This is a genomic window from Paracoccus sp. BR5-17 (genome assembly GCF_055693925.1).
In genome coordinates, this window is the sequence record NZ_JBVFUV010000003.1 from 167,289 (window position 1) to 189,701 (window position 22,413).

21 protein-coding genes and 3 pseudogenes are annotated in these 22,413 nt (G+C 68.8%); 9 read left to right on the forward strand and 15 right to left on the reverse strand.

Features of this window, described 5'->3' with window-relative positions:
• The first annotated feature begins 91 nt into the window (after positions 1–91).
• Both ACZ1HC_RS01895 and ilvN read left to right on the forward strand, forming a co-directional pair.
• Positions 92–1,845, forward strand: a pseudogene (locus ACZ1HC_RS01895) (acetolactate synthase 3 large subunit).
• A 33-nt stretch (positions 1,846–1,878) separates the two neighbouring features.
• Positions 1,879–2,440, forward strand: a pseudogene (gene ilvN / locus ACZ1HC_RS01900) (acetolactate synthase small subunit).
• 9 nt (positions 2,441–2,449) lie between these two features.
• Here the strand turns inward: ilvN and ACZ1HC_RS01905 are convergent.
• Together ACZ1HC_RS01905 and ACZ1HC_RS01910 are read right to left on the reverse strand one after the other, a co-directional pair.
• Positions 2,450–2,830, reverse strand: coding sequence for a hypothetical protein (locus tag ACZ1HC_RS01905; RefSeq protein ID WP_472698508.1), 381 nt, complete (start codon positions 2,828–2,830; stop codon positions 2,450–2,452).
• Positions 2,831–3,040: 210 nt separating this feature from the next.
• Positions 3,041–3,856: a M48 family metallopeptidase gene (locus tag ACZ1HC_RS01910; protein ID WP_472698509.1), complete on the reverse strand. Its 816-nt coding sequence runs from the start codon at positions 3,854–3,856 to the stop codon at positions 3,041–3,043.
• A gap of 150 nt (positions 3,857–4,006) precedes the next feature.
• On the opposite strand from ACZ1HC_RS01910, the gene ACZ1HC_RS01915 reads away from it, so the two are divergent.
• From ACZ1HC_RS01915 to ACZ1HC_RS01925, 3 genes and pseudogenes are all read left to right on the forward strand, one after another.
• A complete protein-coding gene (locus ACZ1HC_RS01915) occupies positions 4,007–4,246 on the forward strand; it encodes a hypothetical protein (protein ID WP_126152779.1) in 240 nt (79 codons plus the stop codon).
• Positions 4,247–4,294: 48 nt separating this feature from the next.
• Positions 4,295–4,738: pseudogene (locus ACZ1HC_RS01920) on the forward strand (nitroreductase family protein); the annotation flags it as partial.
• Positions 4,739–4,862: 124 nt separating this feature from the next.
• Positions 4,863–5,579 (forward strand): EI24 domain-containing protein, encoded by a 717-nt coding sequence (locus ACZ1HC_RS01925; protein WP_472698510.1) that lies wholly within the window; start codon positions 4,863–4,865, stop codon positions 5,577–5,579.
• Here ACZ1HC_RS01925 and ACZ1HC_RS01930 read toward each other — a convergent pair.
• Together ACZ1HC_RS01930 and mce are read right to left on the reverse strand one after the other, a co-directional pair.
• The gene (locus ACZ1HC_RS01930; protein ID WP_472698511.1) at positions 5,536–5,805 is read right to left on the reverse strand and encodes a DUF1467 family protein; all 270 of its coding nucleotides are present in this window, start codon (positions 5,803–5,805) and stop codon (positions 5,536–5,538) included. The two genes, ACZ1HC_RS01925 and ACZ1HC_RS01930, sit on opposite strands and share 44 nt — an antisense overlap.
• Positions 5,805–6,209, reverse strand: coding sequence for a methylmalonyl-CoA epimerase (mce, locus tag ACZ1HC_RS01935; RefSeq protein WP_472698512.1), 405 nt, complete (start codon positions 6,207–6,209; stop codon positions 5,805–5,807). Before mce ends, ACZ1HC_RS01930 begins: the two co-directional genes overlap by 1 nt.
• A 255-nt stretch (positions 6,210–6,464) precedes the next feature.
• Between mce and ACZ1HC_RS01940 the strand changes: the two genes are divergently transcribed.
• Positions 6,465–7,073 (forward strand): response regulator, encoded by a 609-nt coding sequence (locus ACZ1HC_RS01940; protein WP_472698513.1) that lies wholly within the window; start codon positions 6,465–6,467, stop codon positions 7,071–7,073.
• A gap of 5 nt (positions 7,074–7,078) precedes the next feature.
• On the opposite strand, the gene ACZ1HC_RS01945 is transcribed toward ACZ1HC_RS01940, so the two are convergent.
• The 7 genes from ACZ1HC_RS01945 to ACZ1HC_RS01975 form a co-directional block, all read right to left on the reverse strand.
• A complete protein-coding gene (locus tag ACZ1HC_RS01945; protein WP_472698514.1) occupies positions 7,079–8,257 on the reverse strand; it encodes a DUF1501 domain-containing protein in 1,179 nt (392 codons plus the stop codon).
• Positions 8,218–9,612: a DUF1800 family protein gene (locus ACZ1HC_RS01950; protein ID WP_472698515.1), complete on the reverse strand. Its 1,395-nt coding sequence runs from the start codon at positions 9,610–9,612 to the stop codon at positions 8,218–8,220. Before ACZ1HC_RS01950 ends, ACZ1HC_RS01945 begins: the two co-directional genes overlap by 40 nt.
• A 68-nt stretch (positions 9,613–9,680) precedes the next feature.
• On the reverse strand, positions 9,681–11,456 hold the full coding sequence (gene aspS, locus ACZ1HC_RS01955; RefSeq protein WP_472698516.1) for an aspartate--tRNA ligase: 1,776 nt from the start codon (positions 11,454–11,456) through the stop codon (positions 9,681–9,683).
• A gap of 59 nt (positions 11,457–11,515) precedes the next feature.
• Entirely contained in the window at positions 11,516–12,178 is a 663-nt protein-coding gene (locus ACZ1HC_RS01960) for a CPBP family glutamic-type intramembrane protease (protein WP_472698517.1), read from the reverse strand.
• Entirely contained in the window at positions 12,151–12,942 is a 792-nt protein-coding gene (locus ACZ1HC_RS01965; protein ID WP_472698518.1) for a glycoside hydrolase family 25 protein, read from the reverse strand. The genes ACZ1HC_RS01960 and ACZ1HC_RS01965 overlap by 28 nt, the downstream gene beginning before the upstream one ends.
• 107 nt (positions 12,943–13,049) lie before the next feature.
• Complete coding sequence (locus ACZ1HC_RS01970; RefSeq protein WP_472698519.1) at positions 13,050–13,355, reverse strand: hypothetical protein; 306 nt, start codon at positions 13,353–13,355, stop codon at positions 13,050–13,052.
• A 45-nt stretch (positions 13,356–13,400) separates the two neighbouring features.
• Positions 13,401–14,780 carry an FAD-binding oxidoreductase gene (locus tag ACZ1HC_RS01975; protein ID WP_472698520.1) on the reverse strand — a complete coding sequence of 460 codons (1,380 nt, stop codon included), beginning with the start codon at positions 14,778–14,780 and terminating at the stop codon, positions 13,401–13,403.
• A 146-nt stretch (positions 14,781–14,926) separates the two neighbouring features.
• On the opposite strand from ACZ1HC_RS01975, the gene ACZ1HC_RS01980 reads away from it, so the two are divergent.
• Together ACZ1HC_RS01980 and ACZ1HC_RS01985 are read left to right on the forward strand one after the other, a co-directional pair.
• Entirely contained in the window at positions 14,927–15,820 is an 894-nt protein-coding gene (locus ACZ1HC_RS01980) for a glycosyltransferase (protein ID WP_472698521.1), read from the forward strand.
• The gene (locus ACZ1HC_RS01985; RefSeq protein WP_472698522.1) at positions 15,820–16,629 is read left to right on the forward strand and encodes an NAD-dependent epimerase/dehydratase family protein; all 810 of its coding nucleotides are present in this window, start codon (positions 15,820–15,822) and stop codon (positions 16,627–16,629) included. The genes ACZ1HC_RS01980 and ACZ1HC_RS01985 overlap by 1 nt, the downstream gene beginning before the upstream one ends.
• A 73-nt stretch (positions 16,630–16,702) precedes the next feature.
• On the opposite strand, the gene cobT is transcribed toward ACZ1HC_RS01985, so the two are convergent.
• The gene (gene cobT / locus ACZ1HC_RS01990) at positions 16,703–18,571 is read right to left on the reverse strand and encodes a cobaltochelatase subunit CobT (protein WP_472698523.1); all 1,869 of its coding nucleotides are present in this window, start codon (positions 18,569–18,571) and stop codon (positions 16,703–16,705) included.
• A gap of 170 nt (positions 18,572–18,741) precedes the next feature.
• Between cobT and ACZ1HC_RS01995 the strand changes: the two genes are divergently transcribed.
• Entirely contained in the window at positions 18,742–19,323 is a 582-nt protein-coding gene (locus ACZ1HC_RS01995; protein ID WP_472698524.1) for an NADPH-dependent FMN reductase, read from the forward strand.
• A 42-nt stretch (positions 19,324–19,365) separates the two neighbouring features.
• Here the strand turns inward: ACZ1HC_RS01995 and ACZ1HC_RS02000 are convergent, their stop codons facing one another.
• The 3 genes from ACZ1HC_RS02000 to ACZ1HC_RS02010 are packed head-to-tail and all read right to left on the reverse strand — an operon-like array spanning position 19,366 to position 22,321.
• Positions 19,366–20,244 (reverse strand): hypothetical protein, encoded by an 879-nt coding sequence (locus ACZ1HC_RS02000; protein WP_472698525.1) that lies wholly within the window; start codon positions 20,242–20,244, stop codon positions 19,366–19,368.
• 23 nt (positions 20,245–20,267) lie between these two features.
• Positions 20,268–21,671: a TolC family outer membrane protein gene (locus tag ACZ1HC_RS02005; RefSeq protein WP_472698526.1), complete on the reverse strand. Its 1,404-nt coding sequence runs from the start codon at positions 21,669–21,671 to the stop codon at positions 20,268–20,270.
• Positions 21,668–22,321 carry a protein-L-isoaspartate O-methyltransferase family protein gene (locus tag ACZ1HC_RS02010; protein WP_472698527.1) on the reverse strand — a complete coding sequence of 218 codons (654 nt, stop codon included), beginning with the start codon at positions 22,319–22,321 and terminating at the stop codon, positions 21,668–21,670. The genes ACZ1HC_RS02005 and ACZ1HC_RS02010 overlap by 4 nt, the downstream gene beginning before the upstream one ends.
• Positions 22,322–22,413 lie beyond the last annotated feature (92 nt).

The following is a 22,413-nucleotide window of genomic DNA, read 5'->3' on the forward strand; positions in this document are numbered from 1 at the left end:
CCCATTGACCCCGCCAAGCCGCCTCCATAGGTTGCGCCGACGCGCCGTGACGGACGGCATGGCGCCTGCCTTGTTCTGATGGAGAAGAATGATGTCCCGAACCATGACGGGTGCAAGAATGGTGGTCGAAGCCCTGCGCGATCAGGGCGTCGATACGGTATTCGGCTATCCGGGCGGGGCGGTGCTGCCCATCTATGACGAACTGTTCCAGCAGAACGACATCACCCATGTCCTGGTGCGCCACGAACAGGGCGCGGTCCACATGGCCGAAGGCTATGCCCGTTCGACCGGCAAGCCGGGGGTGGTGCTTGTGACTTCGGGGCCCGGGGCGACCAACGCGGTGACGGGCCTGACTGACGCGCTGATGGATTCGATCCCGCTGGTGGTGCTGTCGGGGCAGGTCCCGACCTTCATGATCGGCACCGACGGCTTCCAGGAAGCCGATACCGTCGGCATCACGCGCCCCTGCACCAAGCACAACTGGCTGGTCAAGGACACCGACAAGCTGGCCGAGACGATCCACAAGGCCTTCCAGGTCGCCACCTCGGGGCGTCCGGGGCCGGTGCTGATCGACATCCCGAAGGACGTGCAGTTCGCCAGCGGCAGATACCTTGCCCCCAGGCAGGTCGAGCCGGGCCGCTATCAGCCGGTCCGCAAGGGCGACATACAGGCCATCACCCGTCTGGTCGAACTGATGGAGAGCGCGGAGCGCCCGATCCTCTATACCGGCGGCGGGGTCATCAATTCGGGTCCCGGGGCCAGCCAGCTTCTGCGCGAACTGGCCGACGCCACCGGCTTTCCCGTCACCTCGACGCTGATGGGGCTTGGCGCCTATCCGGCCTCGGGGCGCAACTGGCTGGGGATGCTGGGGATGCACGGCCTTTACGAGGCCAACCTGGCGATGCACGGCTGCGACCTGATGATCAACATCGGCGCCCGGTTCGACGACCGCATAACCGGGCGCGTGGCCGATTTCAGCCCGCATTCGATCAAGGCGCATATCGACATCGACCCCTCCAGCATCAACAAGGTGATCTGGGTGGACATCCCCATCGTCGGCGACGTGGGCCATGTCCTCGAGGATCTTCTGAAGGTGTGGAAGTCGCGTGGCCGCAAGGTCAACAGCGCCGCCCTGCGCGGCTGGTGGCAGCAGATCGAGTCCTGGAAGGCCAAGGACTGCTTGGGCTATCGCAACAGCGACACGCTGATCAAGCCGCAATACGCGCTTCAGCGGCTCGAGGCGCTGACGAAGGGCCGCGACCGCTACATCACCACCGAGGTCGGCCAGCACCAGATGTGGGCCGCCCAGTACCTGGGCTTCGACCAGCCGAATCGCTGGATGACCTCGGGGGGTTGGGCACGATGGGCTATGGCCTGCCGGCCAGCATCGGGGTGCAGATGGCCCATCCCGAGGCGCTGGTCATCAACGTGGCGGGCGACGCCAGCTGGCTGATGAACATGCAGGAAATGGGCACGGCCGTGCAGTTCCGCCTGCCGGTCAAGCAGTTCATCATGAACAACGAACGGCTGGGCATGGTGCGCCAATGGCAGCAGCTTCTGCACGGCGAACGCTACAGCCAGAGTTGGTCTGACAGCCTGCCCGATTTCGTCAAGCTGGCCGAAGCCTTCGGCTGCAAGGGTGCGCTGGTCAAGGATCCCAAGGATCTGGACGCGGCGATCCAGCAGATGCTGGATTATGACGGACCGTTCATCCTGGACGTGCTGGTCGAGAAGCACGAGAACTGCTTCCCGATGATCCCGTCCGGCAAGCCGCATAACGAGATGCTGCTGGGCGAGGCCGCGACATTGGGCGTGATCGAATCCGAAGGCGCCGTGCTGGTCTGAGATGCCGTGCCGATTGAGACAAGGGGCAAGACGATGAATGCTTTGAATATCCAGAAGGGCGCCTCCAGCCATTCGGCCTACGACCTGCGCGACCCGAACGCCCAGGTCGAGGAGACCCACACCCTTGCCGTCCTGGTGGAAAACGAGCCGGGCGTTCTGGCCCGGGTGATCGGCCTGTTTTCCGGGCGCGGCTACAACATCGACAGCCTGACCGTGGCCGAGGTGGATCATACCGGCCATCGCTCGCGCATCACGCTGGTGACGCGCGGCACGCCGGCGGTGATCGCGCAGGTGAAGGCGCAGCTGGGCCGGATCGTGCCGGTGCACGAGGTTCACGACCTGACGGTGGAAGGACCGGCGGTCGAACGCGAGCTGGGCCTGTTCAAGGTGCGCGGCCAAGGCGAAAAGCGGGTCGAGGCGCTGCGGATCGCGGAAATCTTCCGGGCCAATGTGGTTGATTCTGACGCTGGAAAGCTTTGTCTTCGAACTGGTGGGCACGCCCAGCAAGCTGGACGCCTTCGCCGATCTCATGCGGCCGCTGGGTCTTTCGGACCTCGCCCGCACCGGGGTCGCGGCGCTGTCGCGCGGGGTCTGAACCCCGCGATCAGCGCCAGGCGGCGGCCTGGCCCCGCGCCATGATGGGCTGCTGCTCTTTCGGCTCGGACGGCACGACGCGAAGATGCGGCTCTGCATGGGCCGGGGCCGTGCTGGTGCCGGTCCGGAGCAGCGACGGCAGATCGGGGAATTCCTGCTCGGACAGCATCGTGACGCGGCGGGCGTTGCGCAGCAGGCCGACGACCTCGCTTTCCAATTCGACGAGATCGCCGGGCTGGGGCCAGTTCGCGGTCCGCACCAGATTTTCGCGTCCTTGCAGATACGCCAGGGCCGCATGATCTTCGCACCAGATCACGGCTTTCTCGCGTTCCGCACTACTCCAAACAACAACGCCTATCATTGCGACACTCCGAACGAATGCTGTCGGCATCACGTCAATCCGAGCAAACTCACTTGCACTTTATGTGCATGGTAATAACCACGGAAGCATAAATTTGCGTCCTTGATAGGATTTTTTTAAAGATTTGCCCCACAAATGAGACAGTCACCCGGAAGCGACAGGACGTTCCTCCTAAAATACTGAAATCTCATCACCTTAATTTAAGATTTTAGAAACGATAATCTTGAACACACTGCAAGGTTATTGATGCTGCCTTTCTGGCTGTGGCAATTTTACCGCAGGCCGTGGCGTCCTTGCCGGCCTCAGCGGATCTCGCCCGCTGCGCACATCCTCGACAGCCTGCCGGACCTGCGCCAGACGGGCGGCGCGCGAGGGATGCGTGCCCATGATGTGATCGCCGGGATCGGGGATGCGCTCGAAGAACCGCGAGCCGTTGATGGGGTCGAAGCCCGCATTCAGCGTCATGATGGCGCCCAGGTAATCCGCCTGAAGTTCCCAGTCGCGCGAGTAATAGCGCGACCCGACCGAGGCGCCGATTCGCTGCGCGGCCTCGATGGCTTCCTGGTTGTTGCCATAGACCGATGCGATCGAGCCCAGAATCACCGCCCCCGCCGCGGCCGCCCCGGCCTTCTGGTCCAGGTGGTTCAGGACGTGGTGGCTGGCCTCGTGTCCGACGACGAAGGCGATCTCGTCGCCGTTGCGGGTCTGGGCAATCAGCGACAGGGTAAAGCCGATGATGGGCCGCCCGGTCGGGTCGATGGTCTGGAAGGCATTGGCCTCTTGCCCGGGGCGGTCGTCCACGACGAACTGGAAATCGCAGTTGATGGGGCGGGTGCGCCGCTGCAGGCATTCGCGCTCCACCGCGGGTTCCATCCGCCGCATCACCGACACGAACAGCCGGGCCGCCGATTGCGGGCTGCCGTCGTTGGTCAGGACCGGCGCGGGCGCGACCGAGCCATAGGGGCCCGTTGGCGGCGGGATCTGGCCGGGGGGCAGCGGCGCGCAGGCCGACAGGGCCAGAAGTGCCGCAACCAAGCTTGCCGTAAGCTGCCTCATCACCCGCCTCATGCCCTTGCCGCACCTTCCTGCGGCGCGGGTTTCCTGCTTTGCGCCGATCTTAGCGGCTTGCAGAATCCTGCGCAAACCCTGCCACTTGTCCCCTGTGCCACATCACGCGAATGTCGTGCAAAGACAAGGAGGGCCGCGATGTTCACCATCGAGCATGATTTCGACGCCACCGTCATCACCCTGATCGACGAGGCCGACCCCGACACCGGCCCCCTGAACGAGGACGTGGTGATCCTGTCGTTCGACGATCGGGTGGTGCTGGAACAGGTGGGCCCCGACGACGAGGTGGTGCGCATCACGCTGTCGATGCACCAGCTGGCCGAACTGCGGCTGGCGCTGAACCTGCCCGAGGGCAACTACCGGATCGACCGGGGCTAGCTTGTGGCGCCCGCCGTTTTCGTGAAGAACCGCGGAAAGGAGACAGCCATGCCCCACCGCAACGAAGCCGCCCTGGACTTCCTGGCAACGCGCCGGTCCCATCCGCCCAAGCTGCTGCGCGAGCCCGCCCCCGACCGGGCCGAGATCCTGCGGCTGCTGACGCTGGCCGCCCGCGTTCCCGACCACGGCAAGCTGGAGCCCTGGCGCTTCGTGGTGCTGGAACGCGCGGCGCTCGACCGGCTGGGGCCGCTGCTGCGCGATCATGTCCTGGCGTCCGGCCAGCCCGAGGCGGCGGCCGACAAGGCCGCTTCGGCCTTCGCCTCTCCGGCGATCGTGGCGGTGGTCTCGGCCCCGGTGGCCAGCGACAAGGTTCCCCAGTGGGAACAGCTTCTGTCGGCGGGCGCGGTCTGCCTGGGGCTGGTCAACGCGGCGCTCGCCTCGGGCTGGGGGGCGGCCTGGCTGACCGGCCCGGCGGTGCTGGACGAAGGCTTCGGCCGCGCCCATCTGGGACTGTCGGGCAGCGAACGGATCGTCGGTTTCGTCCACTTGGGCAGCCGGGGCGACACGCCCTCGAACGGCCGCGACCCGATGTCGCGGCCAAGACGACGTGGCTGGCATGACGGTCCTCAGGGCCCTGGCGCTGGGCTGGCTGGACCTGCTTCGCCCGCGGATCTTCGGACTGGCGCTGATGGGGATCGGGCTGACGATCCTGCTGTTCGTGGCGCTGCAGACCGGCCTGTTCTGGGCCGTCCGCCGCTTCGTGCCGGGCGATCTGGCCCTGCCCTGGATCGGCACGCTGGACGTGGGGGCGGCGCTGTCCTGGGGATCGCTGGCGCTGTTTCCGGTGATGGGCTTCTTCCTGATGGCCCCGGTCGCGGCGGGTTTTGCGGGGCTGTTTGCCGAACAGGTCGCCGAGGCGGTCGAGGAGATGCATTATCCCGGCCGCCACGGAACGTCGGTGGATTTCTGGGACGGCCTGCTGGAATCCGTGGCGGTGGTGCTGGCGGTGCTGGCGGTGACGGTCCTGTCGTTGCTGACGACGCCCTTCCTGGGGCCGCTTGCGCCGATTCTGCTGCTGGGCGCCAACGGTTGGCTGCTGGGGCGCGAGTTCTTCCAGATGGCCGCGCGCCGTCACCTGGACGAACCGCAGGCGACGGCGCTGCGCCGCGCTCATTCGGCCCGCGTCACCCTGGCGGGCGTCCTTGTGGCAGTCGCCCTGGTGATCCCGGTGGTCAACATCGCCGTGCCGCTGCTGGCGGCCGCGGCGTTCACCCACCTGTTTCACGACCTCAGCGGAAGATCCGGTCCAGGTTGGCGATATCCGCGCGGGTGACGACCCCGCCCAGGATCACATAGGCGATCGCCGCCCAGATGATCGCCGCGATGGCCGAGGTCCAGATCAGCTTCGGCTTCAGCCGCAGGTCGGCGGGCGCGCCGGCATGGGTCCCCGGCACGATCTCTCCGGCGTCCTGCTGGCTGCGCTGGCCGATCAGCACGACGATGAACAGCGTCAGGAACCACAGAACGGCGTAAAGGACGATTCCTCCGGTCAGGTTCATCAGACTTGCTCCAGTTCGATCAGGCAGCCGTTGAAGTCCTTGGGATGCAGGAACAGCACGGGCTTGCCGTGGGCGCCGATCTTCGGCTCACCGCTGCCCAGGACGCGCGCGCCCTCGGCCTTCAGCCGGTCGCGGGCCGCCAGGATGTCCTCGACCTCAAAGCACATGTGGTGGATGCCGCCCGAGGGGTTCTTGTCCAGAAACCCCCGGATCGGGCTGTCGTCGCCCAGGGGATGAAGCAGTTCGACCTTGGTGTTGGGCAGTTCGATGAAGACCACCGTCACCCCGTGGTCGGGTTCGTCCTGCGGGGCGCCGACCTTGGCGCCCAGGGTGCCGGCATACTGCGCCGAGGCGGCCGCAAGGTCGGGAACCGCGATGGCAACGTGATTGAGGCGTCCGATCATCTTGTCCTCCGGTTTTGGGGGGTTCTAGGCCTTTCGCGCGGCCGGCGAAAGGAAAACCCCGGCCGCATTAACGGCTTCTTAGCGATTCGGCCACTAACTGGAGCGCGACATCGGTAGAGGAACAGACCATGCAGAAAGACATCGTCTCCGACATGATCGACGCTTTGCCCATGTGGCGGGTCTCGATCCCGAACCGGCCCCTCACCGGCCTGACGGTGCTGGTGGTCGAGGATCTCGCGCTTCGCCAGCGAGGCGGTGCGGCTTTTGTGCCTGCGGTCGGGCGCGCGCATCCGGCGGGCCGACTGCCTGCGATCCGCCGCCCGGCACCTGCAGACCTACCGGCCGGCGGTGGTGATCGTGGATCTGGGCCTGCCCGACGGCGACGGTGCCGACCTGATCCGCCAGATCGCCGCGTCCGAGCCGCGGGTTCCGGTCCTGCTGGGCATCTCGGGCGATCCGGATCTTGCCGATGTGGCGCTTGCCGCGGGCGCGGACGGCTTCCTGCCCAAGCCGGTCGAGAGCCTGGCGGTGTTCCAGCAGACCATCCTCTCGGCGCTTCCGGTCGAGGCACGGGGCCACGGGCTGCGCGTCCTGCCCGACGAGGTGATCCAGCCCGACCCCTCGGGCCTGCGCGACGACCTGGCCCACGTGGCCGAGATCCTGGCCGCCGCCCAGGACACCGCGGCCGTGGATTACATCGCGCATTTCCTGGCCGGCATCGCCCGGTCGGCGCATGATCCCGTGCTGGAAGCCGCGGCGACGGCGCTTGCGCGCGATCACGACGCCGGCCGTTCGCTGGCCGGCGATCTGGCGCGGATCAGCGGGCTGGTGCAGGAACGCCTGGCGCGCGTCGCCAGCATGTAGCGGGTTCAGCCCAGGATGCGCGGGCTGTCGCCCATGTCGAGGCCGGGAAAGACGCTCTGTTCCAGCACCGCGCGCGGGAGGTCGAACAGATCGCGCATGACCCAGGCCGCATGGGCGCGGATGTCGCGCAGCGGCATCAGGTCGCGGCCGGCGTAAAGGTCGCTGTCGGCCAGCCCCGGCCAGCCGCCGATCGCGCGCCCTCCGCGGATGTTGCCGCCCGCCACCAGCATCGCCCCGCCGGTGCCGTGATCCGTCCCGCCGGTGCCGTTTTCCCGCACCGTCCGCCCGAATTCGGTCATCGCCAGAACCGTCGTGCGCCGCCAGTTCGCGCCCAGGTCCGCGCGCAGCGTCAGGATCGCCGCCCCCAGCCGCTGCAGCGCGCGTTCGATCACCGGCCCCTGCCGCGCATGGCTGTCCCAGCCCGAGATCGAGAAGCTGGCGATCCGGGTCTCGCCGTTCAGGCGGTCGGCGGTGAAGCGGGCCAGGCCGGTGGCGTCGCGGGTCGGGCCTTCCTCGGTCTCGATGCGGGCCAGGTCGCCGCCGATGATGTCAAGCGCCTGGTCCCCCGCCGCGCGGAACAGCGGATCGTCGTGCCAGACCTCGGCCAGCAGCCGCTGGCCCTGCGCCGACAGCCGGAACCGGGTCTGCGGCGCCCAGCTCTTGGCCGGCGCCGCGCCGTCCAGGATGCGCATGTCGTCCAGCCCGACCGAATAGGCGGTTTCCGAGCGCAGCCCCGGCATCGCCTGCAGCAGCCGGTTCAGCCAGCCGTCGCGCAGGCGCATCGCCTCGACATCGGTGCCGGTCCCGGCCTCCAGCAGATCCTGCCCGTCGAAATGGCTGCGCTTGTCGCGGTAAGGGGTCGAGACCGCGGGCGCGAAGGCCAGTTCCCCCGCCCGCCACAGCGGCAGCAGCGGCGCAAGCGCGGGGTGCAGCGCGAAGAAGCCGTCCAGATCGGCCGCCCCGCCACCGGGGCCGGGCGACAGCGTCTGGCGCAGGCGGCGCAGGTTTTCGTCGCCATAGGGCTGAAAGACGTCCATCCCGTCCATGGCGCCCCGCAGGATGATGACGACCAGCCGGTTCTCGCCCGGCAGGGCGGCGAAGGCGATGGGTAACAGCAGCGGATGGGCCGCCGCCGAACAGCCGATCAGCGCCGAGGACTTGAGGAACAGGCGGCGGGACAGCATTGCGTCATCTCCGGTTGAAATCGGGCGAGGCAAGGATCAGCGCCAGCCCCTCGGCCGGACTTTCGGCGCGCGGCACCGCCCGGCGCAGCGCGTCCGAGGCGCTGCCGCCAAGCGCGGTTTCCAGCACGGCCCGCGGGTCCGGCGGATTGGGCAGCAGCCTGGGCAGCAGGCGCGTGGCCCAGTCGATGCGCCCGGCCAGCCCCTGCGCCGTGGCCCAGGCCGAGGCATCCTCGGGCCAGCCGTTCTGGCCCGCGCGGCCGGCCCCACCGCTGCCCCATCAGCGCAAGGCCCGTCAGCACCAGGTTGGTGAAGCGGCGCTGATCGAGCGCCAGGACATCGGCGCCCGTCAGCCCGCAGGCCCGCAGCGCCGCAACCATGTAGTCGAGCGGCTGGCGGACCTTGCGGCGAAAGCAGGCCTGCAATTCAGGCGCCTCGGCCAGCACCCGGTAAAGGGCCGGCAGATCGCCGCCGCTGTCGCGGAAGGCCGCCGCCAGGCGGTCCACCAGGCTTGCGGGCGGGTCGTCGGCAACGAAATGCACGGCCAGCTTGCGGGCGATGTGCCGCGCAGTGGCGTCGTGCTCCGCCAGATCGACGATCGCCTGCCGGATCGCGCCGTCGTCGCCGCCCCGCCGATAGGTCCTGCCCAGGACCCGGAAAGACCCCGGCTCTGCCCAGGCGGGGTTGAAGAAGCTGCCGGTGTCGCGCAGCGGGCGCAAGGTCAGCCCCGTCAGCAGCAGGGCCAGCTGGCGCACGTCGCCCTGCCCGTAGCCCGATCCGCTGCCCAGGCTGTGCAGTTCGATCATCTCGCGGGCCAGGTTCTCGTTCACGCCGCGGCCGCGCCGGCCGGCGGGCGAGGCCGGCCCCACCGACTGCGCCTGATCCAGATAGGCGATCATGCGCGGATGCGTCTCGGCGGCCAGCATCAGGTCGGCGAAGCGGCCGGTCAGGTGGGGGCGGATCGCCTCGTCCACGAAGGCGGCCGAGGCCACGGCCTCGAACAGGTTGCCGGTGGCGACGGTGAAGTGATCGGCCCAGAACTGCACCAGGCGTTCGCCGAAGCCGCCCCGGTCATCGACGGCCCGGGCGATCCTGACCTGCGGCGCGCGCATCCCCAGGTCGCGCACCGTCTGGCGCAGGCGCTTCAGCGCGGGCCGGTCCGGCCCCCCGTCCCCCTGGTTCAGGCGATGGTTGCGGATCCGGTGCGGCAGATAGTCCCGCGCCATCGAGAAGCTGCCCGCGTCCGGTCCGGCCGCGCCGACCGCATCGACAAGGGCGCGGGCATCGGCAGGCGGATCGGCCCGGGGCGACAGGCCGTAGCCCAGGCGGATCGCGGCCAGGTGGGAATAGGGCAACATGCGCAACCCCTTGCGGCGGGGGGCCTTCCCCCGCCCGAAGGCTATGCGGCCGTGGACAGGATGTCAGATCACTCTTTCGGCAGGACGCGCAGGCGCAATTCGCGCAACTGTTCGTTGCTGGGTTCGCTGGGCGCGCCCATCATAAGATCCTCGGCCCGCTGGTTCATCGGGAACATGATGACCTGACGGATGTTCTGCTCGTCCGCCAGCAGCATCACGATCCGGTCGATGCCGGCCGCACAACCCCCGTGCGGCGGCGCGCCAAAGCGGAAGGCCTTGACCATGCCGCCGAAGCGCTTTTCGACCTCGGATGCCGGATAGCCCGCCAGTTCGAAGGCCTTGAACATGATCTCGGGCTTGTGGTTGCGGATCGCACCGGAAATCAGTTCGTAGCCGTTGCAGGCCAGGTCGTACTGATAGCCCTTGACCTGCAAGGGATCGCCGTTCAGCGCGTCCAGCCCGCCCTGCGGCATGGAAAACGGGTTGTGGCTGAAGTCGATCTTGCCGTCGTCGGTCCGCTCGTACATCGGGAAATCGACGATCCAAGCGAACTTGAACTGGTTTTCCTGCGTCAGGCCAAGCTCGCGGCCGATCTCGGTGCGGGCACGGCCTGCGACGGCCTCGAACTGCTCGGGGCGGCCGGCCAGGAAGAAGACCGCATCGCCTTCGCCCAGGCCAAGCTGCTCGCGGATGGCCTCTGTGGGTTCATGGCCAAGCGCCTTGGCGATGGGACCGGCCGCTTCGGTGGACCCATCCTCGGCCCTGCGCCAGAAGATATACCCCATCCCCGGCAGGCCTTCCTTCTGCGCAAAGGCGTTCATGCGGTCGGCGAACTTGCGCGAGCCGCCCCCCGGCGCGGGGATGGCGCGGACCTCGGTTCCTTCCTGCTCCAGCAGCTTGGCGAAGATGCCGAAGCCGGAACCCCGGAAGTGATCGCTGACCACCTGCATCTCGATGGGGTTGCGCAGGTCGGGCTTGTCGCTGCCGTATTTCAGCATCGCCTCGGCATAGGGGATGCGCGGCCAGTGGGGATCGACCGGGCGGCCGCCTCCGAACTCCTCGAACAGGCCCTGGATCACCGGCTGGACGGTGTTGAACACGTCCTCCTGCTCTACGAAGGACATTTCCATGTCCAGCTGGTAGAAGTCGGTGGGGCTGCGGTCGGCGCGCGGATCCTCGTCGCGGAAGCAGGGGGCGATCTGAAAATACTTGTCGAAGCCCGCCACCATGATCAGCTGCTTGAACTGCTGGGGGGCCTGCGGCAGGGCGTAGAACTTGCCCGGATGCAGGCGCGAGGGCACCAGGAAGTCGCGCGCGCCTTCGGGGGACGAGGCGGTGATGATCGGGGTCTGGAATTCCGTGAAGCCCTGGTCCCACATGCGGTTGCGGATCGACCGGATCACCCGGGACCGCAGCATGATGTTGTCGTGCAGCGACTCGCGGCGCAGGTCGAGGAAGCGATAGGCCAGCCGCGTTTCCTCGGGGTATTCCTGGTCGCCGAAGACCGGCAGCGGCAGATCCTCTGCCGGTCCCAGCACCTCGAGGTCGGTGGCATAGACCTCGATCTCGCCGGTGGGCAGCTTGGGATTGACCAGCGAGGCGTCGCGCAGCTTCACCCGGCCGTCGATGCGGACGACGGTCTCGGCCCGTAGCCTGTCCATCGCGGCGAAGGCGGGGCTGTCGCTGTCGGCCAGAACCTGCGTCATGCCGTAATGGTCGCGCAGATCGACGAACAGCACGCCGCCGTGGTCGCGGACCCGGTGGACCCAGCCCGACAGGCGGACGGTCTCGCCGGCATGGGCGGCGGTCAGGTCGCCGCAGGTATGGCTGCGATAGGCGTGCATGGTCGTTCCCCGAATAATCCGCCGTGCATCAAGCGCGGCAGGGGCGGGAAGTCAACCGCTCAGAACGGCCGCTCCACGTTGCCGCTGTAGAAATAGACGCCCATGCCGACCGCGAACAGGACGTTGCCCGCCACCGCGTGCAGAAGCCAGGCCGAGGGGAATCCGTGGCGCAGATAGGCGCGGGCGAAGACCCACCCGCCCGCGAAGGTCAGCACCGCCACGATCCAGGACCAGTACATCAGATGCGCGAAGGAAAAGATGGCGGCGTTCAGGGCGATCGCGCCCCGCCCCTGCGGCAGGATCGCGCCGTAGCGGTGGAAGAACAGCGGGCGGAAGATCAGTTCCTGAGGCAGCGCGGACAGCAGCGGGTAGAGCAGCCAGATCGCGGCCAGGAACTCGGGCCGCGCGCGGGCGGTGGCGAACAGCGCGCCGGGCCGGGTCTGCCACAGGATCAGCGCGCCGAAGGCCAGCGTGACCAGCGCGATGCCCGCGACCTCGGACCAGGGGAGGCGGCGCCAGCCGCGCACCAGCGACCGCCAGGGAAAGCCCCCGGTGCGCCACAGCAGGACCAGTCCCACCAGGCTGAACAGCGCCAGTGCCCGGAACAGCAGGTGCGGCGGCATGAACAGCGCCATCGCCAGCGGCGCCCCCAGATAGAGCGCCGCGAACTCGACCCGCAGCCAGGGGCCGGGCCTTACCGTGTCAGGCGCGCCTGCAACCATCGCACCCAGTCCTCGCGGCTTCCCGCGAACGCGTTGAGATCGGTGTTGCCGCGGATGCCCGGCACGATCCCGGTGCCGGTGTATTGCCAGAAGGCCCACCGCTGGCCGGGATAGGGGACGCTGGGGTGGTTCGCGACCGACCGCAGCCAGAACTCGGCCCGCATGTCGCCCAGCCGGTTGTCGCGGTAGAAATCGACCGTGGTGTAGATGATCGGCTGCTGCCCGTAGTGGCGGCCGACGATGTCCATGAAGATCGAGGCCTGCTGCTTGATCTCCTGCGGCGAGGGGCGATAGGGGCAGGTCCGCGAATTGGTCCATTCAAGGTCGATCACCGGCGGCAGAGAGCCGATTTCCCGCGGCACCTGACGGATGAACCACAGGGCCTGTTCGGCGCCGCTGCGGCAGAAGTAGTAATAGTGATAGGCGCCCCGCGGGATGCGGGCATCGGCGGCCTCGCGCCAATAGCGGTGGAAGCTGGGGTCGTAATGATCGCCCCCTTCGGTCGCCTTGATGAAGGCGAAGCTGATGCCGGCGCCGCGGAGCCGGTTCCAGTCGATGTCGCCTTGCCAGCGGGACACGTCGATGCCGTGGACCGCATGGCCGTAGGGGCCGCGCCCGCCCCAGTCGTGGGGCGCTGAATCGCCCAGTTGCGCATTGGCGCCCGGACCCGGCGCTGCGCGGTAGCCGCCGCGTTCCGGCGTCCGCGCGCAGGCCACCGCCAGCACCACCACAAGCCCAAGCAAAAGCTTCGTGAAAATCCTCATCCTGCCCCCGTGACGTCCTGATCCGGATCTTGTTCTGTGCGGCTTATCGCAAGGCCGTGAGAAAAAGTCACCGGGCCGTGACGGTCACGAGTGCGTCAGAGAGGATCCTATTCGTCGGCGGGCTCGCCCACGGCGACAGGCGCCGCCTCGGTGGCGCGAACCTCGCCTTCCTCCATCTGCGGCGTCCCCTCGGGAGACACCAGGGGCGGGGCCGTGCCATCGATGCCCTCGGCGTTGGTGACGGGCGTCTCTGCAGGCGGTGGCGTGGTGGCGATGCCGTCGTTCTCCTCTTCGATCCCGGGCCTGAACACCATGAAGGCCACGAAGGCCGCGATCAGGACGATGGCCAGGGCGGCCAGGGCGGGCACGTGGCGCCGGGCGGACCTCTGCGGATTGTTGTCGTTGTATGACATGGGATCTTCTCCGATTGCTTGGCAAGGCAACGGTCGGCGGCAGGCCTAGTTCCTGTCGGGCACCAGCTTTCCCGGGTTGAGGATGTTGCGCGGATCCAGTGCCGTCTTGATCTGTCCCATCAGGGCCCAGCCCTCGCCATGCTGGGCTGCCATCAGCCCGCGCTTGCCCAGCCCGATGCCGTGTTCGCCGCTGATCGTGCCGCCGACGGCAAGCGCGCGTTCCGCCATGCGCCGGGCCACCCGCTTGGCCGCGGCCAGTTCGTCGGGATCTGCCGGATCCAGCAGCAGCACCGAATGGAAGTTCCCGTCGCCCACATGGCCCACGATCGGCCCGATCAGCCCCTCGGCCGCGATGTCCTCGGCCGCGGCATGGACGGCGGCGGGCAACTGCGACATGGGCACGCAGACATCGGTGGTCAGCCCCGAGGCCCCCGGCCGCAGCGCCAGGCAGGCGTGATAGGCGCCGTGCCGCATCCGCCACAGCCGGGCGCGCTCCTCGGGGGTGGTGGCCCAGTCGAAGCCCTGGGCGCCGAACTCGGCCGCGATGTCGCCGAAGCGGGCCGCATCCTCGCGCACGGCAGAGGGGCTGCCGTGGAACTCGATCATCAGATGCGGCTGCTCGCGCAGGGCGCTGCCGGACTGGAGGTTGAACGCCCGCGCCGTGGCGGCATCGACGAATTCGATCCGCGCCATGGGGATGCCCGACTGGATGGTGGCGCTGACGCATTCCACGGCGTGATCGAGGCTGTCGAAGGCGCAGACCGCGGCCGCCACATCCTCGGGCTGGCCGTGCAGGCGCAGGGTCAGTTCGGTGATGACGCCCAGCGTGCCTTCCGATCCCACGAAAAGCGCCGTCAGATCGAAGCCGGCACTGGACTTGGCGGCCCGCGTCCCGGTGCGGATGATGCGCCCGTCGGCCAGCACGACCTGCAGGGCCAGCACGTTGTCGCGCATGGTGCCGTAACGCACCGCCGTCGTCCCGCTGGCGCGGGTGGCGGCCATCCCCCCAAGCGAGGCATTGGCCCCCGGATCGACCGGGAAGAACAGCCCCGTCGCGCGCAGTTCGGTGTTCAGCGCCTCGCGGGTGACGCCGGGCTGCACGCTGGCCTGCATGTCCTCGGCCCGCACCTCCAGCACCCGGTCCATCCGCGACAGATCCAGGCTGACCCCGCCCTGCACCGGCAGCGCATGGCCTTCCAGCGAGGTCCCGGTGCCCCAGGGCACCACCGGCACCCCGGCCTCGTTGCAGACCGCTAGGATCGCGGCCACCTCCTCGGCGCTTTCGGGCCAGGCCACGGCGTCGGGCGGGGGCGAGCGGTGGAACGCCTCGGACTGGGCATGATGGTCGCGATCCGCCGCCGTCTGCGACAGGCGCGGGCCCAGGACGGACCGCAGGCGGTCAAGGATCTCGGCAGGCAGGCTCATGGGGGTTCCTCCGGCTGTCCCGGCAGGTTAGCGCCAAGATGAAACTTGGCAAACCCCACCGCGTTCTGCCATCAACGGTGCAGAAAACGGGCCGCATCGCCGCGGCCAAGGCCGTTGCCAGACCCTTTGGACTTCCAGGACCCCAGATGGACACCTACCGGATTTCGCCGCTGTACCGCTCCCCGCCCGGCAAAGGCGATCCCGCCCTGCCCGACGGCCTGCGCGCGGAAACGGCGGCCCGATCCGACCGCGCCTATGTCACGCTGGTGACGAACCCCGACTATCTTCCGGGCGCCGAGGCGCTGCTGCGGTCGCTGAAGCTGACGGGAACCCGCGCCGATCTGGTGGTCATGCATCGCGGCCTGGGTCCCGCCCACCTGATGCGGCTGCGCGCGCACGGGGCGCGGCTGATCCACGCCGATCTGCTGCCCACCTCGGAAAGCTTCGACCGCGCCCATGCCCGCGACGCGCTGCACGCCCGCGCGGCCTTCACCCAGGGCGGCAAGCCCGACTTCCACACACCCCTGGACAACTTCGTCAAGCTGCGGCTGTGGCAACTGGACTACGAGCGCTGCGTGTTCATCGACGCCGACGCGGTGGTGCTGCGCTGCGTGGAAAAACTGTTCGACCTGCCGGAATTCTGCGCCGCGCCCAATGTCTATGACGGCCTGGACGGCTTCCACCGCATGAACTCGGGCGTGTTCACGGCCCGGCCGGACATCCGCACCTTCAACGCGATGATGGCCCATCTGGACCGCCCCGGCGTGTTCTGGCGGCGGACCGACCAGACCTTCCTGCAGGACTATTTCCCCGACTGGCACGGCCTGTCGATCCACCACAACATGCTGCAATACGTGTGGATGAACATGCCCGAGCTGTGGAGCTGGGAGGACATCCGCATCCTGCATTTCCAGTACGAGAAGCCCTGGCAGGACCACGACAAGTCGCACCTGCTGCGCCCGCTGATCGACCTGTGGCGCGCCATCGCCGACGGCCACCCGGTGCCCGACCTGGCCGCCCAGGTCCGCCCCGCCGCCTGATGCGCCTCGCGCTGACGGGCGCCTCGGGCATCGTCGGGGGCTTCGTGCTGCGCGCGGCCGTTGCGGCCGGCCACCAGGTCACCCGCCTGGACCGCAGCAGCGGCTTCAGCCTGGGCGAGACGCCCGATCTCTTCGGCCATGACGCCCTGATCCACTGCGCCTTCGCCCACGCCCCCGGCCGCTATCGCGGCGGCGAGGGGGACGATCCGCAGGGCTTCCTGCGGCTGAACCGCGACGGGACGCTGCGCCTGTTCGACGCGGCGATCCGCGACCGCGTCCCCCGGATCGTTTTCCTGTCCTCTCGCGCCGTCCATGACGGCCATCCGGCAGGCATGGTCCTTGCCGATGACCTGGCGGCACGCCCCGCAAACCTTTACGGCCGGATCAAGGCCGAGACGGAGGCCTGCCTCGCCAGCCTGCCGGTGGCCGGAACCTCCCTGCGCGCGACCGGCGTCTATGGTCCGGGCCCCGCCAACAAGTGGCGCGGGATCCTTGAGGACTACCGGGCGGGGCGTCCCGTCGCCCCGCGGGTCGCGACCGAGGTGCATGGCGAGGACCTTGCCCGGGCGATCCTGCTGCTGCTGGACCAGCCCGCGCCGCCCTCGCCGGTCAACTGCAGCGACCTTGTCCTGGACCGCCGCGATCTGCTGGCCGAGGTTGCGGCCCTGACCGGCTGCCCGCATCCCCTGCCCGACCGCGCCGACCCGTCCGGCCTTCGCATCCAGACCTGCCACCGGCTTCGAGACTTGGGTTGGCAACCCGGCGGCATGGCCCGGCTGCGCGCCACGCTGCCGCATCTTCTGTGCTGAAATATCCTCGGGGGTAGGACGCCCCCGGCGTCCGCAGGGGGTCCGAGACCCCCTGCCCGCCCGCGCCGCAGGCTCAGCCGCGCCGCGCCTGCGCCATGCCCAGAACCCGGGCGCGCTTGCGGGGATCGGCGTCGAACAGCGCCGCCAGCTGTTCGGTGATCGCGCCGGCAAGCTGATCGGCGTCGGTGATGGTCACCGCCCGCTGGTAATAGCGCGTGACGTCGTGGCCGATGCCGATCGCCAGCAGTTCCACCATGCGTTTCTTCTCGACCATCGCGATCACGTCGCGCAGGTGCTTTTCCAGGTAGTTGGCGGGATTGACCGACAGGGTCGAATCATCGACCGGCGCCCCGTCCGAGATCACCATCAGGATCTTGCGCGCCTCGCTGCGCCGGACCAGCCGCTTGTGCGCCCATTCCAGGGCCTCGCCGTCGATGTTTTCCTTCAGCAGGCCCTCCTTCATCATCAGCCCCAGGTTCGGCCGCACCCGCCGCCAGGGCGCGTCGGCGGGCTTGTAGATGATGTGGCGCAGGTCGTTCAGCCGCCCCGGCTGCGCGGGCCGGCCCGCCTGCAGCCAGGCCTCGCGCGATTGCCCGCCCTTCCAGGCGCGCGTGGTGAAGCCCAGGATCTCGACCTTGACGCTGCACCGCTCCAGCGTCCGGGCCAGCACATCGGCGCAGATCGCCGCGATGCTGATGGGCCGGCCGCGCATCGAGCCGGAATTGTCGATCAGCAGCGTCACGACGGTGTCGCGGAACTCGGTGTCCTTCTCGACCTTGAAGGACAGGGGCGTGGTCGGGTTCGCCACCACCCGGGCCAGACGTCCGGCGTCCAGAACGCCCTCCTCCTTGTCGAACTCCCAGCTGCGGTTCTGCTGGGCCTGCAGCCGGCGCTGCAGCTTGTTGGCCAGCCGCGACACCGCGCCGCGCAACGGTTCGAGCTGCTTGTCCAGATAGGCGCGCAGCCGCTCCAGCTCGGCCGGCTCGGCCAGATCCTCGGCGCGGATCTCCTCGTCCCAGGCCTGGCTGAACACCTTGTAGTCCGCGCTGGCTTCGCTGACCGGCGGCGGCAGGTCGGGCGGGGTTTCGGATTCCGGCATCTCGGCCTCGTCGGTCAACTGCTCGTCGGACTGGTCGTCCATGCTGACCTGGGCCTGCCGCTCGTCCTGCTGCTGTTCCTGCGACCGTTCGGGCGAAGCCTCGGCATCCTCGCTGTCGTCCTGGTCGCGCGACTGGTTGTCGCCGGCTTCCTCGTCCTGCTCGGCCTGCTCGTCGGCCTCGTCCTCGTCGGGCTGGTCGGGATCGTCGCCCAGCTGGTCGCCATAGCCCAGGTCGCTGATGACCTGCCGCGACAGGCGCGCGAACGCCGCCTGGTCGGCCAGCACCTCGTTGACCCCGGCCAGCGAACCGCCGGCCTGCTGTTCCACGAAGGGCCGCCACAGATCGGCCACATGCTGCGCGCCCGCCGGAAGCGGACGGCCGGTCGCTGCCTGGCGCAGGATATAGCCCGCCGCCACCGCCAGCGGGGCGTCGGCGGCCGCCTTGATCTGGCCGTAGCCCTTCTTGTCGGCGTCGGCGCCGATGCGGGCGTCGATGTTGGACAGCGCGCCCGGCATCTCGCGCGCGCCAAGCGCCTCGCAGCGCGCGGTTTCCATCGCCTCGTAAAGTTCTTTGGCCATCGGCCCGGCAGGAGAGAAGCGGGCGTGGGTCGCCGCGTCGTGGTGGCGCATCCGCATCGCCAGGGCGTCGGCGGTGCCACGCGCCTGCAAGACCTCGTCCCGGCCCATCCGGCGGCTGACCTGCGGCAGGCGCATGGTGTCGCCCGCCACCCCTGATGGATCGGCGCTGAAGGTCACGTTCAGATCGCGGTCGTCGGCCAGCGCCCGTGTCGCCTCGGACAGGGCCTTCTTGAACGGATCGGCAGGGTTGTCGGACTTCTTCATGCCACCAGATAGACCACCGCCGCGACTGCCGTTCAAGGCGTCATCTGCGGATCTTGTGCATGGATGCGCGACCCGCTGTGCGCGCCTGCCCTGTGGAAAGATGCAGCGCGGCCCCCAAAACAGGCTAGTCTGCGGCTGAGATTCAACCCCGAAGAAAAAGGAGAGCTGCCATGTCCAGGCCCCGCATCGGCGTCATCATCAGTTCCACGCGCGACAGCCGGTTCGCCGACAAGCCGACGCAGTGGCTGATGGAGAAGGTCAGGGATCACCCGGGACTCGACTTCGCGCTGATCGACCTGCGCGACCACGACCTGCCCTTCTTCAACGAGCCCGCCTCGAACCTGTGGATGCCCTCCAGCGATCCCCGGGCGGTCGCCTGGCAGGAAACCCTGGCGGGCTTCGACGGCTTCATCTTCGTGGTGGCCGAATACAACCGCTCGATCACAGGGGCACTGAAGAACGCGCTTGACCAGGCCTACAAGGAATGGAACCGCAAGCCCTTCGGCGCCCTGGCCTATGGCAGCATGGGCGGGACGCGGGCGCTTGAACACCTGCGCCTGATCGGGATCGAGCTTCAGATGGTGCCGCTGCGCAACGCGGTTCACATCGGCGGGGCGGACTTCTTCAAGGTCTCGCCCCTGGGCGCGAATGCCCCGATGACCGAGATCGAGGGCAATCTTGAAGGCTCGCTGAAGGCCATGCTGGACGAACTGGCCTGGTGGGCCGGAACCCTTCAGGCCGCGCGGACCTGACAGGACCGGGGGCAGCGCGGCAAGGCGCTGCCCCCCTTTGCGTCAGAGGCGGTCGAGATGGGTGTCCAGGGCCGCAGCGATCTCGCGCCGGATCACCGCGCGCAGATTGGCCGAGAACCGCTCGCCCAGCTCGCCGTTCAGCTCCTCTTGCACCATCTCGCGCAGAAGCTCGCGGATGCCGCGCTCCTCGGCCGCGGGGTCGGCGGGGATGTGGTGTTCGGCGTCGCAGGCCGCGACTTCGGCGGCCAGTTGCGCGACGGGGTCGAGGGCAACCGGATCGGGCGACAGAACCCAGCCCGACAGGCGCTGCTCGGCCGGCCTGGCCTCGGCCATCAGCGGCTGCGGCTTGGGCTCGTCGATCTCGGGGCGCATCCGGGCCTTCCAGTCGAAGGCTTCGGCAAAATCATCCTCGTCCTCGGCCACGGCGTCCACCGGTTCGGAGAGGCTGGCCGCCACCGGCGCGGGGGCTTCGACCTGCGGCGCGGGTTCGCGAAGCTCAGGGCGCAGCCAGGCCCGCCAGCCGGATACCTTCGCGGGCTCGGGCTCCTCGGCACGGCGCTCGGCGCGCAGACGCGGGCGGACGGGATCGGCAGCGGGACCGGTGTCGGGACGGGCGCGCAGGATGAAGGGCGGGACCGCGGGGGCCGGGGCCTCGGCCTCCTCCTCGGCAACGGCCGGGGCGGGCGCCGGGCGGGCGGCGGTTTCGACCATCTGCCGCGCAAGGGCGGCGGCGCCGCCATGCCGGCGGGCCAGGAACTCGCCGGCATCATCCTGCACCAGGCCGGTCCGGCCGCTGCGGATGCTGTCACGGGCGGAACTAAGCGCATCATCATCCGCGATCATGCGACGGATCGCGGTCAGGACGTCGCCGATATCCTCGGACAGGCGGGCGGCGTTTTGCGAAGCGCGGGGATCACCCATGGTGGCCCCCGCAGTTCAGCGTGTCAGTCGCGCCCGATTGCGCGCAGGACGCGGTCAAGGCTTTCGCCCTGCTTGCTGGTGTAGGGCGCGTCGCGCACGGCGTTGTAGTACTGCGAAGGGTCATAGGTCGGGATCCCCAGGTTCAGGTGTTCTACCGTAAGGAGACCCATAGCAGCCAGAAGTTGATAATGTGCTAACTGCAGCAGGGCTTGCGCGTCGATCTCGTCGGCGCGCGCCTCCAGCAGGGACTGCTCTGCGTCCAGCACGTCCAGCGTCGTCCGCGCGCCCAGCGCCGCTTCTTCGCGCACGCCGTTATAGGCTTGCTCGGCGGCGGCGATCTGTTCGTCGATGGCGCTGAGCTGCGCCCGCGCCACGGCGATGTTGGCCCATGATTCGCCGACCTGCTGGCTGATCTGGCGGGCGGTGTTCAGCAGGGCCGCGCGCGCCTGATCCCGTTCGGCCATCGCCTGACGATGCAGCGCCGACAGGCGGCCGCCGGAATAGAGGGTCTGGCTCATGCTCAGGCCGACCTGCGCGCTGTTGAAGTTGTCCCGCTGGTTGTCCAGCGGACTGCGTGCGCTGCGGCTGACGCCGGCGCCGATACTGCCGGTCAGCGTGGGGTTGCGCTCGGCGGCGACGGCGGCGACGCGAAGCTCTGAAAAGGCGGCGCGCCGCTGGTTCTGGGCGATCAGGGGATGGTTGCGCTGCGCGATCGCCCTGGCCGCATCAAGCGTGGGCGGCAGCTGCGGCAACGGCGGCGGCGGGGCCAGCGCGCCGGGCACGAGCCCCGTCACCGCCAGATATTCCTCGCGCGCGATCTCGAGATCGCCCTGGGCCGCGGCAAGGGCCGCCTGCGTCTGCGCAAGCTGGGCCTCGGCCAGGGCCACGTCGGTCACGGTGATCTCGCCCACGTCGAAGCGGTCCTGCGCGGCCTGACGTTCGCTGGTCAGAAGCTCGACCGAGTTCTGCTGCAGGGCCACCCGCTCGGACGTGCGGCGGATGTCGAAGAAGGCCACGGTCGCCGACAGCAGGACATCCTGCTCGACCGCCACCAGACCCTGCCGCGTCGCCAGCACCAGTTCCTTGGCGGCGTCGATGGCAAGCTGCGAACGCCCCCAGTCGTAAAGCAGGATCTGGGCGCCGATCTGCACCGAGGTCGAACGGGCGGTGGTATAGCCGGTCAGCCCCTCGACCCGCTGGACAGTATGGCTGGCGGTCCACTCGATCACCGGGCGCAGCGCGGCGACGGCTGCCGCCACGTCCTCGTCGGCGGCGCGCAGGACGGCGCGGTTCTGTTCGATCAGGGCCGAGTGCCGATAGGCGGCAACCATCGTATCGGCCAGCGTCTGCTGGGCCTGGACGGCCTGCCCGCCAAAGGCGAACGCGGCGCCGAACGCGATCCCGGCAACAGCGTGAAAACCCCTCATAGCGAGAAACTCCGCACCCGCTGGAAGCCCGGCAGGAGCGGGGCCCAGGCGTTGAAGGCATAGCGCCAGACGACCCGGCCGACCAGGCAGTGGCCGATGCGGACGACGCCGAGCGCGCCTTCCAGAAACAGCGCGGCGATCCGGCCGCCCTCTTTCAGCTGGGCAAGGATCGGCGCGGGAACCTCTTCGACGCCGCCGTTGATGAGGATCGCGTCGAAGGGGCCCTGCCGCTCGGCGCCCTGGGCCAGCGGGGCGTTCAGCACCGCGACGTTGAAGACGCCGGCCTCGGACAGCCGCCGCTCGGCCTCGGCGGCCATCTCGGGATCCTCCTCGATGGCGACGACGGTCTGGACCAGCCGCGCCAGCAGGGCCGAGGAATAGCCGTAGCCGCAGCCTACATCCATCACCAGGTCGTCGGGGTCCAGATCCAGCATGTCGATCATCTTTCCCAAGGTCCGCGGTTCCAGCACGACACGGCCGCCGCCCAGGTCCAGGTTTTCCCCGGCATAGGCCACGGACCGGCGCGAGGGGGGAACGAAATCCTCCATCGGGACCGCCAGCATGGCCTCGATGACCGGGAATTTCGTGACATCGTTGGGCCGAACCTGGCTGTCCACCATCATGGTGCGCCGCGTGGCGAAATCGCTCATTACCGGAACCTCTGCGAACTGCTTTTTGCGCTTATTGCCATGATTCCGAGGGTCCCGCAACGACGCAGGTTCGCGTCTTGCAAGCCGTGCGG